Here is a 13,355-nt window from a genome sequence, read left to right as displayed (position 1 = left end):
GACACTTTCTGAGCCAGACGTCGAAGCCACGTTGCAGTACATGCCAGCGTCCAATCGGACGTCAGCGATCCGGTTGTTCAAGATCGCGGTGGCTCGTGCCTTCCACGTATGGTGACCCCTTGCTCGCCGAGCCGCGCTGTACCGTTCGTTGGTCGGTGTTCATGCGTTCGGCGATCTGTGCTGTGGACCATCCGGCTTCGTAGGGTCGTGCGGCCTCGTTGACTAGTTCGGGTAGTAGGCCGGTGCGGCGCATCGGTATGTGGTGCCGTCGGAGTGTTCAGCTGACTGTCTTGCGGTCGATCTCGAACTGGTCGGCCAGTTCGTGCACCGCTGCTCCGGCCTGGTAGCCAGCGATGAGCCTCTCGACCTGGGGGTCGCCAGATATAGTTAGTTGACACTGTTACACGACGCCGTCAATGTAGGTCACCGGGGCGTCGCGCCTGTTACAGCCGGTTCACGAATCATCCTGACTGCCGTTGTAAACGGCCCAACGTCGCCGACACGACGAGCGTGGCGGCCATACCGGACCCACACCCTGATCAGGACCACCACGTCGGCAGCAGCCGACGCAAAGATTCACGTCGACATCCTGGAGCAGGCGGGTGACCCTGTTTCGCGGTGTTGATCACCGTGCTCCAGATCTGCTCTAGATCCGTCACCGATCATCCACTTAGGGCACAGAAAAAGATCAGCCCCAAACCTGTCCATGCAGGTCGGAGGCTGATTTTCGAAATTTCAACAACTGTGGAGCTGAGGGGATTCGAACCCCTGACCCCCACACTGCCAGTGTGGTGCGCTACCAACTGCGCTACAGCCCCGCCGCGCTCTTTCGAGTGCTTGGATACCGTACATGACCCGCTATGACGCAGTGGAACCGGGGGTCGCGTTCTGGGCACGGGGGTGCTAGACCGTTGCTGTGATCAGCGCAGATGACGTGGTTGTGCCCCTGGTGGACGCGGATGCCGAGGGGATCGCTCCCGAGCGGCGACGGCTGGTGCAGGAGCGCCGGTTGGGACGGGTGATCGACCGGGTGCTGGCGACGGGGAACCTCCAGGCCGAGCGGTTGCGGGCGGCGGGTGTCGGCAGTGGGACGGATGTCACACTCGACGACCTGCCTGGGCTGCCGACTATCTCCAAGGCCGACATCTGGGAGAACTACCCGTCCGGGTTGCAGGCGTCCGACGACATTGTCTGTGTGCACGGCAGCTCCGGCACCGGCGGCCGGCCGACGCTCATCCCGTACACCGCTTCCGACATCGAGGTGTGGGCCAGTGTGATGGCGCGGGCGCTCGGCGGGGCGGGGGCGACGCGGCGGAGTGTCATCCACAACGGGTACGGCTACGGGCTGTTCACCGGCGGCCTCGGCGTGCACCACGGGGGCATGCACCTGGGCGCTACCGTCATCCCCGTTTCCGGTGGGATGACCGATCGGCAGATCCGACTCATCCAGGATCTCCGGCCGGATGTCCTCACGTGCACGCCGTCGTACGCGATCCATCTCGGCGAGGCGCTCAAAGGCGAGCCGACGTCGCTCAAGGTCGGTGTTTTCGGCGCCGAGCCGTGGACCGACGAGATGCGGGCGCAGATCGAGGGCTTGCTGGACATCCGTGCGTTGGACATCTACGGGCTTTCGGAGATCATCGGGCCTGGGGTGGCGTGCGAGTCGCTGGATTCCGCGGGCATGCTCAACGTCGCCGAGGATCATTTCCTCGTCGAAGCCGTCGACGCGCAGGGCGTTCCCGTCCCGGACGGCACACCGGGCGAGTTGGTGTTCACCACGCTCACCAAGACCGGGATGCCGCTCATCCGCTACCGCACAGGTGACGTCGCCGCGCTCGCCGACCCCGTTCCCGGTAGTCCGCGGACCCTCAAGCGGATGAGCAAGCTCAAGGGCCGCACGGACGACATGCTCATCATCCGTGGCGTCAACGTGTTCCCCACCGAGGTCGAGGCTGTCCTGCTCGCCGACGAGCGGGTCAGCCCGCACTACCTCGTCGTCGAGGACCGCAGGGACCCGCGGCGCAGCGAACTGCGGGTCGCGGTCGAACCGTTCACCGACAGCGTGAACACGGCCGCGCTTGAGCGAGATCTCGTGGTGGCGCTGCGGGAACGGCTGGGCATCACCTGTGCTGTGACAGCACTCGAGCCAGGCAGCGTGCCCCGTACCGAGGTGGGCAAGGCACGCCGCCTGGCTCGCTGGAACCAGGGTGAACCGCCGCTAGCCGGTCTGCTGTGACGTGAGCTTGTTCAACCACTCCGGGTCGTCGGTCTGCACGATCCGGCCGTCGACGGCGAGGGTGGGCGTGCCGAAGCCGCGCTGGCCCTTGCCGAAGTCCTGCTGGAGCTTCGGGTCCTTGGCGACCTGCTGGTAGGCGTCCTCGACGATCTGGTTGTACTTGCCGGTGCGCACGCCGTCGGCGAACGCGGGCGAGTCGATGCCGATGTCCTGGCCCAGTTTGATCAACTGGTCCTTGTCGTAGCCGCGCGCGCCCTCTTCCGGCTGGGCCTTGAACAGGCTCGCGTGGAACGCGGGGAACTTGCCCTCGTCGGCGGCCAGCAGCGCGGCGTTCGCGGAGTCGAGCGAGTAGCCGGGCGGGTCGGAGCGGTCGTTGAGCAGGGTGAGCATGTGGTAGCGGACGCGGACCGAGCCCTCTTCGACCTTCTTGTCGATCTGCGTGGCGTACGCGCCCTCGAACTGACCGCACGCCGGGCAGAGGAAGTCCTCGTAGACATCCAGGGTCACCTTCGCGCTGTCCTTGCCGACCAGCACGGTCGCGCCGTCGCGTTTGACCTGCACCTGCTCGGAGGCCTTGTTGACCGGGATCTGCATGCCCTCGGTCTTGTTCTTCTGGTTGTTGGTGATCAGGATGCCGGTCACCACCGCCGCCGCGATCACCACGACGACCGCCACGGTGATGATGATCTTGTTGCGGTCGCTCTTTGCCTTGCGCGCGGCCAGTACCGCCCGCTGCGCGGCGAGCTCCTGCTTGCGCTTGCGCGCGTTGCGCTGGGCTCCTCCCACGTCCTTCAGTCCTCTCCCACTACTGCCGCTTCAGCCGGGCGCCTGGTCAGCCAGCCGTCCATGGACAGCCAGGTACGCGGGCGGACGATCAGCCAGCCCATCAGCACCAGGAACCCGATATCCCGTGCGATCTCCTGTGGATACGCCGTCTCGCTCGCGGTCACCTGCCCGCCGCCGCCGAAGCAGCCGCAGTCGATGGTCAGCCCGCGGGCCCACGCCTGCGAGATCGCGATGACGAACCCGAGCATCACGACCGCCGACAGCACCGCGACCAGCCGCGTGCCCAGTCCGAGCAGCAGGAGCAGGCCGAGTGCGATCTCGATGAACGGCACGGCCGCCGCCACGACACTGACCACGCCTTGCGGCAATAGGTCATACGCCTGCACCGCGATGTAGGCCTGGTTCAGGTCTGCTGCCTTGATCGCGCCCGACACGAACCACACAGCCGCCAGCCCGAGCCGCGCCACTGTGCCGATCCCGTCAAGCACACGAGGTGACGGTCGAACCACGCGACGGACGATACCCGGGCAAACTGAGGGTTACCTGAGCGACGAACACCCGCCAGGCGAGTTCCCGACGTAACCGAATCGACGTGACCGAAGCGACGTGATCCGCCCGCATGAACCTTCCCGATCTGCCGATCCGGGCCGTCCTGCCGGACCTGACCCGAGCGCTGACCGACCACGGCACGACGATCCTGGTGGCGCCGCCGGGCACGGGCAAGACCACAGTGGTTCCGTTGGCACTGCTGGATCCGTCACTGGAGGGCCGGATCGTGGTGGCCGAGCCGCGCAGGCTGGCCGCCCGCGCGGCGGCGGCCAGGATGGCGTCGCTGCTGGGCGAGCCGGTCGGCCGCACGGTCGGGTACGCCGTGCGCGGCGACCGCAGGACGTCGAAGGACACCCGGATCGAGGTGGTCACGTCCGGCCTGCTCGTCCGGCGGATCCAGCACGACCCCGAACTGTCCGGTGTCGATGTCGTGATGCTCGACGAGTGCCACGAACGGCACCTGGACGCCGACCTGCTGCTCGCGCTGGTGACCGACGCGATGGCGCTGCGGCCGGAGCTGAAACTGCTGGCCACGAGTGCGACCGTGGCCGCGCAGCGGCTGGCCGAACTGCTCGGCGACGCCCCGGTTCTGACGGTCGACGCCCGCACGTTCCCGACAGGAACGACCTATCTCCCGCCGATGCGTGGCGAGCGACTTGAGGCATGCGTCGCCCGCGCGACCCGCCGTGCACTGTCCGAAACGGACGGTGACGTGCTCGTGTTCCTACCCGGCGCCGCCGAGATCAACCGGGTACGGCAACTGCTCGACGGCGTGAACGTGGTCACGCTGCACGGCCGCCTCGCGACCCGGGACCAGGACACGGCGCTGAAACCGGCGAACCACCAACGGGTCGTCCTGGCCACCGCCGTGGCGGAGTCGAGCCTGACTGTGCCCGGCGTGCGTGCCGTCGTCGACTCCGGCCAGTCCAGGGTGCCGAGGGTCGACCACCGGCGCGGACTGCCGGGGCTGGCCACGGTTCGCACGTCGGCCGCTGTCGCCGATCAACGAGCCGGCCGCGCGGGACGAGAAGGGCCGGGTCACGTGTACCGGTGCTGGCCCGAGCACGAGCACGCGACATTGCCGCGTTATCCCGAACCGGAGATCAAAGTCGCCGACCTGACTCGGCTGGCGCTGGAACTGGCCTGCTGGGGCACGCCGGACGGGACCGCGTTGCGGTGGTGGGACGCACCGCCGGAGGGCGCGCTCAAAGCGGGCCAGTCGGTCCTGCACGACCTCCATGCGCTGGACAACGACGGCACACCAACGGATCGAGGCCGCGCGATGGCCGACGTCGGCCTGCACCCGAGACTGGCCAGGGCCTTGCTGGACGGCGGCAAGCAGGCCGCGGACGTGGTCGCCTTGCTCGACGACGACACGCTCACCGACGACGTCGACATCGACACCGCGCTGCGCAAGGTGGGCAGTTCGCAGCGTTGGCGCCGTGAGTCACAACGCCTCGCAGCGTTGGCGCCGCGGTCGCAGGAGCCCGGCGACCCCGCACGAGTGGTCGCGTTGGCGTATCCGGAACGGCTGGCCCGCAAGAGGTCAGCGGAGTCACGCGTCTACCTGATGACCGGCGGGACAGCGGTGGAACTGCCACCGGGCACGGGTCTCGACCACAGGGAATGGCTCGCGATCGCGGTCGCCGACCGCAAACCGGGCGAGAAACACGGCCGCGTCCGGCTGGCCGCGTCCGCCGACGCCGACCTGGCGGCCGAGATCGTCGGTGTGTCCGAAGTGGACGAGGTGACCTGGGACGGCGACGTGGTCGCGCGCCGGGTGCGCAGGATCGGCGCGATCACCCTGTCGGAGCGGCCGTTGGCCGACCCGGATCCGGCCGCCGTCGAAGCCGCCCTGCGCGACGGCGTGCGGACCGAGGGCCTGTCGCTGCTCGACTGGGACCCACGGCTGCACGCCAGGATGGCGTTGCTGCACCGGACGATCGGCGACCCGTGGCCGTCCGTCGCCGAAGCGGACATCCTGTCCACTGTGGATGTGACGGGCGCGCGCCACCGGCGAGATCTCGCCAGGATCAACCCGTTGCGCGCGTTGCTCCCGTGGCCCGCCGCGACACGGCTGGACGAACTCGCGCCGGAACGCATCGAGGTGCCGTCCGGATCGAGGATCACGGTGGACTACGAAGGCCAACGGCCCGTGTTGGCCGTACGCCTGCAGGAGGTCTTCGGCTGGCGCCAGGCACCCGTGATCGCGGACGGGAAGGTGACCGTGCTGCTGCACCTGCTGTCGCCCGCGGGTCGCCCCGCCGCGGTCACCGACGACCTGGAGTCGTTCTGGGTGAACGGGTACCCGCAGGTCCGGGCCGAGCTGCGCGGCCGGTACCCCAAACACGACTGGCCTGCCGACCCGCTGACCGCTACTCCACGATCCCGGCGAACATCCCGGCGATGAGCAGGACCGCGAAATAGATCAGCAAGCCGACGACCACGAGCGCCACGAGGACGGTCGCAGGCCAGTAGCGGCCACGGGTGGCCGCGTGCCAGAACGCGCGCGCTTTCGGCATTTGCGCCTTTCGCGCCCCGGCCACCCTGTCCCCGGCGCCCATCAGGTCGTCGAGCTCAGACTCTTCCTCCACGGCGGTCAATCTACCTACAGGTGTGGCAGCGGATCCGGCGGCATGGCATCAGCCGACCACTCCGCGTCCGCGGCGTTGATTTCCGCCACGTACTCCTCGTCCACCTCGTACACCCGGCCGCCGAGCTGGAACTCGGGGATCACCGTCAGGTCGACCGGGCCTAGCTTGGTGTGCCTCGGATACCTGCGCCACACCGCGTTCGGCCTCGTGCGGCCACCCAGCCCGGTGTCCAGCACGGTGATCGAGGAATCGGTGACGGCGACGAGGAAGTGTGACGAGCTGTACGGTCCGCCGACCATCGAGGCCGGAAACAAATAGCTGATCTCTTCACCCGGTTGCAACAGTGCGCGCACGTGCGCACGGTCATTGGATGTCGGTGACACAGCGCACCACCTCCCAGTACCAACTTTGGCAGAACCGGGTGCTGGAATCACTTCGCAAAAGGAGGAAACTCGCTGGTCACGTACGGTATTGAGAGGTAGATGGGAGCTGGTATACCAATTACGGGCAGGTTACGGAAAGTCAGAATCCTGCCCGTCCGGCCCAAGCCGCGCGCTCGCCGTGTTGCGCAAAGTAGCAAAGCTCACTTTTCGTCCTTGCGGGGCCTGCCCTGACGCCGCTGCCGGGCCGCGTCACTCGGCATCCGGCCGGCTTCCGACAGGGCCCGGCGCAGCAGGAACTCGATCTGCGCGTTGGTGCTGCGCAGCTCGTCGTTCGCCCACCGGGCCAGTGCGTCGTGCACCGCGGGATCCAGTCGCAACAGGACGCTCTTGCGTTCCGCCACAACAACCTCATTGGTAGAGCGAGCCGGTGTTCACGACAGGTTGGGCGTCGCGATCACCGCATAGCACCACCATCAGGTTGCTGACCATGGCGGCCTTCCGTTCCTCGTCGAGCTCGACGACATCGTTCTGGGCCAGTCGGTCCAGCGCCAGCTCGACCATCCCGACCGCGCCTTCGACGACCAGCTGCCGGGCGGCGACGACCGCACCCGCCTGCTGGCGGCGAAGCATCGCCTGCGCGATCTCCGGAGCGTACGCCAGGTGCGTCAGCCTCGATTCGATCACCCGGACGCCTGCCGGTTCGACCCGCGCGCTGATCTCCGCCGACAGCTTCTCGGTGATCTCGTCGGCGTTGTCCCGCAACGAAAGCACCTCCGTGCCGTGTGAGTCGTACGGGTAGCTGTTGGCGATGTGCCTGATCGCGGTCTCGGTCTGGATGCTGACGAACTGGACGAAGTCGTCGACCTCGAACATCGCCCGCGCGGTGTCCTGCACCTGCCAGACGACCACGGCCGCGATCTCGATCGGGTTGCCGTCCAACTCGTTGACCTTCATCACGGCGGTCTCGTGGTTGCGGATCCTCGTGGAAACCTTGACGCGCGTGGTGAACGGGTTGACCCAGCGCAGCCCGGCGGTCCGCACTGTCCCGACGTACCGGCCGAGGAACTGCAGCACCCTGGCCTCGCCCGGCGCGACGATCGTCAGCCCGATCGCGAACACCGTCGCCACGAGCATCAGCACGGCGGCGATCACGATCAGGGTGACGCCGAGCGACCTCGCGCCGTCGGCGGCCTGCAGCACGCCCCAAACCAGCAGACCCGCCGCGGCGAGGTCGACGACGAAGGCGATCCCGGCGACCGGCAGGCCACCCCGCTCGACCGCGTTGCGTTCCCGCACCCGGGGTGTGGGCATGTCGACTGCGATATCGTTCATATCGACAGCCTAGCAAACTGATATCACTTTTACCACGCACCCCCGTCGCCCTGGCGCCTCGCGGGCGATCATCTACTCGCGGGTTTCGTTGCGCCGCAGCGGATCCGCAATCTCCTCGAACTCACGCCGAAAGCCGAGCTCGACCGCGTGCTCCAGCCCATCGCACCGAACTCCGCGGGCGACCACACGACCGTGGCATCGGCGCGACGACAGTGTCCGTGCCGTCGACCATCACATCATCCAGCGGATGCCAATCGTGCCCGTCGCGTTGAACTCGATCAGGTGCACCGCGCCCGCCGGGCCGGCCGCCAGGTCCCAGGACGGCGACGAGATCCGCGCGCAGCGGGCCGGGACAGCCGCCGGGTCGAACCGGGCTTCCAGGACGTAGTCCCTTGTTGTGCGGTGCAGTCTGCGCACGAACCGATCCGGTTGGGCCGTGCCGACGATCCTGTACTCCATGATGATCGTCTCCCCGCGCGCCAGCGGGGCGTCGAACACCAGCTCGGCCACCATCATCCCGGTCTCGTCGTCGGTGTTCAGGGTGCGCAGCACGCAGTGCTGACCCGCGACGACCTCCGGCATCCGCGCCGCGCCGTCGGTGTCCCACACCAGGATCCAGCGGTCGGCGCCGTCGTGGCTGGCACGCAGAACCTGCCGGTTGGCCACTTCGACGAGCCTGCCGCCCGCGTCGACCTCGATCCGGTCGTGCTGGCTGAGCCGCGTGAGCCTGCCGTCGGACGAGGTGTCGATACCGGCGAGCAAGTGCTCGATCGGTTTGCCCCACGCCTTGAGCATCGCCTCGGGCCCCTTGGGGTGTGCGGCCCTGCCCCGCGGCCGCGGCGGGCCGAGCAACGACCGCAACGCCTGCGGCGGCAGGTCGAGCACGGCTTCGAGCTCGGCCAGCGCACGCAGTGACTCCGGGCGCTCCGGCCTGCGCCTGCCGGACTGCCAGTTGCTCAGCGTAGGCACGCTGATGGACACGTCCCGTAGCCGCAGGCGGTAGCGGATCCGGTCGAGTGCCAGTCCGCTCGCACTGATCGCCGCCCGCAGTGCCTCGTGGAACGGCCCCGCTGCCAGCAGTTCCGGTGTCACCACCCAGCGAACGTAAGCGGCGGCGAAATTCCCTGTCAATGCGGCCCAGTAGGTGAAACCCTTACGGCTGCACGATATCCCTCGGTCAGAGGGCCGTGTGCGCCAGCCAATGGGTGATGAGGTCCCGCTCGCCGGAAACCGTGACACCGTCAAGACCAACGCGGCGGTAGAAAAGCAGCAACAGATCCTGGACAGGACCCGACACTGTCACATCCGCCCCGCCGGTGACGGAGCGCTCCCACGTCGGCCCGTCCGGCGTGCGGGTGATCAACCAGCCGTCACCCTCCGCTGACACCAGGCGCAGCGTTTCGCCATCACCGCGCAACCGAGCGAGGTCCGGGTTCATCGTCCGCATCCGCACCACCAGGTCGAGCCCCTCGTCGATGCCGTCCTCGGCGAGCGCGGCGGGAATGTCGTACGGCACAGCGGCGGTCAACGCGGCATCGACGGCGTGGATCGTGGTGTCGTGCAGCATCCGGCGCAGCCAGAACGACGCGGGCTGCCGGTCGCCGAGGAACGTCCAGACCTCCTTGGCCGCGTCCCGACCGACCGCGTCCGCCAACTCGGTGGCGCCCTCCAGCAGCCACTCCGACCAGTCGGCCCGCGGTTCGACGGTCTTCTCGAAAGCGACCGCCTCCCCGGTCCGAACGATCTCCGCGGCCCGGCGCTGGATGTGACCGACGTGACCGACGAGGTCCCGCACCGCCCACTCCGGACACGTCGGAACCCGCTCGTCAGGACCAACGCCGACAACCGCGTCAGCGAACGCCTTCGTCTGCTGCAACAACCACTCGATGCGCATGAAACCAGCCTAGGGGTCACACCGCCTGCGTAGCCTTACGCGACGTGTCGAGGCCGATCCGTTCCCGCGCCGAGTTCCTGGTGACAGGAACCAGCTCGGTCGCCTTGGCCAGCCCCATCAGCGGCGTGGCGTTGTACACCGACTCGGCCTTGTCCACGAGGAACGTCTCATGCCAGATACCGACGACCCCGTTGGCCTTAGCCGCCCTCCGGTTGAACTTCGCCCAGGCCGGACGATGTTCGGCGTCCTGGGCGGACGCGTAAGCGTAGAGCTTCTCGAGCGAGCTCCAGTACTGGATCAGAACCGGGCCCCGGCTGCTGATGCTCTGTTCGTAGCCGAGCAACCCGAGCTCGGGATCCCGCACAAGCTCCTTGATCATCGGACCCATAGCCCGAGCCGTAGGCAGCCACAGGTCCGGTCGCCACGGCTTGTTGATGGTCATCCCGATCAGGAAGACCACGAGTTCGCCATCATGTTGGTGCGTCATTCTGGATAGTGCCACTATCTAATAGTGGTGCTAGCTACTATCTATGTCAAGGGTGTCGCTGGGCGGGGGTGCCTCGCCGGCGGGCTGGCCGCCAAGAGGAGAGGGGGCCGCGCCCCCTTCCTCCCGTATGGCCTGCCAAAGGCAACCATGGGCGTCAAGGGGATCCGTGTGGTTCCCAGCCGGGTTGGTTTGGGTGGGCGGACCCCTTGACACCCATGGTTGGGCTGCGCCCAGGCCATACGGGAGGAAGGGGACACGAAGGCGGGGACTGCGCTGACGCGCTTTGGGATGGGCGAGGTCCGTAAGACTGTCGCCGTGGCTGGCTGCCGTGGGCGGACCTCACCCCCCACACACAGCGCCTCCGGCGCTTGGCATCCCTGCACCTGTGCCCCCAGGGGCGCCTCCAGCGCTGAGCGCCCAAGGGCGCCTCCGGCGCTGAGTGCCCAGGGGGGCGCCTCCGGCGCCCGCGCCCGGCGGCAAAGCCGCCCGCTGGTAAAAGCAAAACGCGCCCACGCTGGGTCGAAAGGAGCACGCACCGTGGGGGGCTTGGGGGGCTCGGCCCCCCAAAATAATGACGAGCGACCCGGCGAGGTTGCGAAGCAACCGAGCAGGGTCGCCCAGAGCGAGTGGAGGTGCCGGGAATCGAACCCGGGTCCTCTGCCGCCTCACCAAGGCTTCTCCGTGCGCAGTCCACTGTGCCTCTGCTTGACCCCGCCGGTCTCGTGAACTAGCCGGTGTGACGGGCCCAGTCGCTGTTTGCTTCCCAACCGCACTCCGCGACCGAGTACGGCGGTGAGCCTTCTGGATGATGCCGGCAAACCGGGCCGAAGGCACTCCCGGGCCGACAAGGAAACTACGCTTTTACTTAGGCAGCAAGAGCGTAGTTCGCCTGACTGGTTTCAGTCTTGGCGCTTATTTTTTTTGCGGCGACGCTTGAGGTGGTCTCTCGCCTGCACCTGCACGCTTCCCTTGAATCAACGTCCAGAGTCGAAACCGTTCACCCCCTGGTTGTGGTGTGTACCCGCCAAGCATAACGCGCCCGGGCTGGTGGTTCATTCCGGTTACCGGGCCGGGGTGGGGCTGGCCCTACCCCGGGGATGGCAGCTTGCTCCATCGCCTCTGTGAGCTGGGCTTGGGATGCTTGTGCCATGAACACTCAGGTGGAGCAGGTTGACGGGCGTCAGCATCAGCCAGGTGCCGTGGGGGCGAACGTCTACCTGTTCACCAGCTTCGTCATGGCTGTGGCCTGGTTCCCGCTGGTGATGGGGTTGCTCGGGGTTTCCTTCGGCACGCTGGTCGTGTGGGTGGGGTTCCCGCTTCTGATCTTGACCATGATGCTGATCAGGGGTTTCGCCCGGTTCGAGCGTCGGCTGGTGTACGCCTCGCTCGGCTACTACGTGCCTGATCCCTACCGGCCGGTGCCGTCGGGCCTCGTCGGGGTGTTCAAGGGCCGGTTCACCGATCCCGCGACGTGGCGTGACCTGCTCTACCTCGTGCTGTTGCTGCCGGTGTCCATCGCGTCGTTCGGGTGGATGGTCGTGTTCTGGGCGGTCGGCCTCGGCCTGGCGACGCTGCCCATCTGGTACCGGTGGGTCGACAACGGGGTCATCCTCTTCGGCGACGTCCGCGGCGCTTCCTACCTGGTGAACTCGCTCGATGACACGCTCATCCCCGCGTTGGTGGGGGTGCTGGTTCTGTGCCTCGCCCTGGTGACGACGAAGTGGCTCGGGCAGGTGCGCGGCAAGCTGGCGAGGGCGTTGCTGGGGCCGAGCAAGGCGATGTTGCTCGCCGCGGAGGCCGCTCACCTGCAGGCGAGCCGGGCGCGTGGGGTGGACGCCGCCGAGGCCGAGCGGCGCCGGATCGAGCGTGACCTGCACGACGGGGCCCAGCAGCGGCTGGTCGCGGTCGCGATGGGTCTCGGCCGGGCCAAGAGCAAGATGGAGCGGGACCCGGAGGGCGCCAAGGCGCTGATCGACGAGGCGCACGCGGACGCCAAGCAGGCGGTCGCGGAGCTGCGTGACCTCGCGCGTGGCATCTACCCGGCCGTGCTGGGTGACCGTGGGCTGGACGCGGCGTTGTCGTCGCTCGCCGCGAAGTCGCCCGTGCCTGTGGACGTGCGGGTGGAGGACGGCCTGTCGTCGGACAACCGCCCGCCCGCGGCCGTCGAGAGCACTGCCTACTTCACCGTGGCCGAGGCGTTGACGAACGTCGCGAAGTACTCCGACGCGTCTCAGGCGTCCGTCCACGTGTACCGGGAAGGCAGCAGCAAGGTTGTCGTCGAGATCACTGACAACGGTGTAGGCGGCGCGTCTACGCAGCGTGGGGGTGGCCTGGCTGGGCTGGCCGACCGGGCTGCCACCATTGACGGCGTGCTGACCGTGGTGAGCCCCGTGGGCGGGCCGACAGTGATCCGGGCGGACCTGCCGTGCGAGTGGTGATCGCGGAGGACTCCGTACTGCTGCGCGCCGGAATCGAACGACTGCTCGCGGACGAGGGCATCGAGACCGTCGCCGCCGTCGAGGACGGCGAGCGGCTGCTCGAGGTCCTCGACGAGCACCGGCCGGATCTGGCCATTGTGGACGTCCGGATGCCGCCGACGTTCACCGACGAAGGACTGCGGGCCGTGTTGCGGGCCCGCGAACGCACGCCTGACTTGCCGGTGCTGGTGCTCTCGCAGTACGTCGAGGAGCGCTACGCGGTCGAACTGATCTCGTCCGGCGCCGGCGGCGTCGGCTACCTGCTCAAGGAGCGGGTGGCCGACGTCGCCGAGTTCGTCGACGCGGTCAACCGGGTCGCTCGCGGTGGGACGGCCATCGATCAGGAGGTGATCTCGCAGCTCATGGCACGGGGCAGACGTAATCCGATCGACGCGCTGACACCGCGCGAACGCGAGGTCCTCGGGCTGATGGCGCAGGGCATGTCCAACGCCGCCATCGCGAAGTCGCTGACCGTCTCGGACGGCGCCGTGGAGAAGCACGTCGGCAACATCTTCGCCAAGCTCGGCCTCGAGCCGAGCCAGGAGGAGCACCGCAGGGTGCGTGCCGTGCTGGCGTACCTGGAACGCAGGTAGGTGACTCCCCTGTCGGGGTAGGGA

Annotated in this window: 13 protein-coding genes, 1 tRNA gene and 1 other RNA gene; 4 read left to right on the top strand and 11 right to left on the bottom strand. The window is 67.9% G+C overall.

All coding sequences use genetic code 11. The annotated features are described in order from the left end of the window. Positions 1-745: 745 nt before the first annotated feature. A tRNA-Ala gene (locus ALI144C_RS01720) sits at positions 746-818 on the bottom strand. A 98-nt stretch (positions 819-916) separates the two neighbouring features. Here ALI144C_RS01720 and ALI144C_RS01715 point away from each other — a divergent pair. After that, positions 917-2,236: a phenylacetate--CoA ligase family protein gene (locus tag ALI144C_RS01715; protein WP_237773912.1), complete on the top strand. Its 1,320-nt coding sequence runs from the start codon at positions 917-919 to the stop codon at positions 2,234-2,236. On the opposite strand, the gene ALI144C_RS01710 is transcribed toward ALI144C_RS01715, so the two are convergent. Together ALI144C_RS01710 and ALI144C_RS01705 are read right to left on the bottom strand one after the other, a co-directional pair. After that, on the bottom strand, positions 2,219-3,022 hold the full coding sequence (locus ALI144C_RS01710; RefSeq protein ID WP_076985205.1) for a DsbA family protein: 804 nt from the start codon (positions 3,020-3,022) through the stop codon (positions 2,219-2,221). The two genes, ALI144C_RS01715 and ALI144C_RS01710, sit on opposite strands and share 18 nt — an antisense overlap. A gap of 5 nt (positions 3,023-3,027) precedes the next feature. Continuing rightward, positions 3,028-3,531, bottom strand: coding sequence for a MauE/DoxX family redox-associated membrane protein (locus ALI144C_RS01705; RefSeq protein ID WP_076985204.1), 504 nt, complete (start codon positions 3,529-3,531; stop codon positions 3,028-3,030). A 110-nt stretch (positions 3,532-3,641) separates the two neighbouring features. On the opposite strand from ALI144C_RS01705, the gene hrpB reads away from it, so the two are divergent. Then, positions 3,642-5,981, top strand: a complete 2,340-nt coding sequence (gene hrpB, locus ALI144C_RS01700) for an ATP-dependent helicase HrpB (RefSeq protein WP_076985203.1) — start codon at positions 3,642-3,644, stop codon at positions 5,979-5,981. On the opposite strand, the gene ALI144C_RS01695 is transcribed toward hrpB, so the two are convergent. The 8 genes from ALI144C_RS01695 to ssrA all read right to left on the bottom strand — a co-directional run bounded on the left by ALI144C_RS01695 (position 5,947) and on the right by ssrA (position 11,266). After that, positions 5,947-6,165 carry a hypothetical protein gene (locus ALI144C_RS01695; protein ID WP_076985202.1) on the bottom strand — a complete coding sequence of 73 codons (219 nt, stop codon included), beginning with the start codon at positions 6,163-6,165 and terminating at the stop codon, positions 5,947-5,949. The genes hrpB and ALI144C_RS01695 overlap by 35 nt on opposite strands. A gap of 14 nt (positions 6,166-6,179) precedes the next feature. Then, positions 6,180-6,518: a hypothetical protein gene (locus ALI144C_RS01690; RefSeq protein WP_237773911.1), complete on the bottom strand. Its 339-nt coding sequence runs from the start codon at positions 6,516-6,518 to the stop codon at positions 6,180-6,182. Positions 6,519-6,748: 230 nt separating this feature from the next. Further along, positions 6,749-6,949, bottom strand: a complete 201-nt coding sequence (locus ALI144C_RS01685) for a hypothetical protein (protein WP_076985200.1) — start codon at positions 6,947-6,949, stop codon at positions 6,749-6,751. Positions 6,950-6,956: 7 nt separating this feature from the next. Then, on the bottom strand, positions 6,957-7,880 hold the full coding sequence (locus ALI144C_RS01680; RefSeq protein ID WP_076985199.1) for an SPFH domain-containing protein: 924 nt from the start codon (positions 7,878-7,880) through the stop codon (positions 6,957-6,959). 231 nt (positions 7,881-8,111) lie between these two features. Continuing rightward, positions 8,112-8,975, bottom strand: a complete 864-nt coding sequence (locus ALI144C_RS01675) for a hypothetical protein (RefSeq protein ID WP_076985198.1) — start codon at positions 8,973-8,975, stop codon at positions 8,112-8,114. Between the two features lie 82 nt (positions 8,976-9,057). Continuing rightward, positions 9,058-9,774: a maleylpyruvate isomerase family mycothiol-dependent enzyme gene (locus tag ALI144C_RS01670; RefSeq protein WP_076985197.1), complete on the bottom strand. Its 717-nt coding sequence runs from the start codon at positions 9,772-9,774 to the stop codon at positions 9,058-9,060. Positions 9,775-9,790: 16 nt separating this feature from the next. Continuing rightward, complete coding sequence (locus tag ALI144C_RS01665; protein ID WP_076985196.1) at positions 9,791-10,261, bottom strand: DUF4188 domain-containing protein; 471 nt, start codon at positions 10,259-10,261, stop codon at positions 9,791-9,793. Between the two features lie 624 nt (positions 10,262-10,885). Further along, positions 10,886-11,266, bottom strand: a transfer-messenger RNA (tmRNA) gene (gene ssrA / locus ALI144C_RS01660). Between the two features lie 143 nt (positions 11,267-11,409). Between ssrA and ALI144C_RS01655 the strand changes: the two genes are divergently transcribed. After that, positions 11,410-12,699 (top strand): sensor histidine kinase, encoded by a 1,290-nt coding sequence (locus tag ALI144C_RS01655; RefSeq protein WP_083752614.1) that lies wholly within the window; start codon positions 11,410-11,412, stop codon positions 12,697-12,699. After that, positions 12,687-13,331, top strand: coding sequence for a response regulator transcription factor (locus ALI144C_RS01650; RefSeq protein WP_076985195.1), 645 nt, complete (start codon positions 12,687-12,689; stop codon positions 13,329-13,331). The genes ALI144C_RS01655 and ALI144C_RS01650 overlap by 13 nt, the downstream gene beginning before the upstream one ends. Positions 13,332-13,355: the final 24 nt, after the last annotated feature.

The organism is Actinosynnema sp. ALI-1.44, assembly GCF_001984155.1.
Classification (GTDB): domain Bacteria; phylum Actinomycetota; class Actinomycetes; order Mycobacteriales; family Pseudonocardiaceae; genus Kibdelosporangium.
This window is presented reverse-complemented; position numbering and strand designations above follow the sequence as displayed.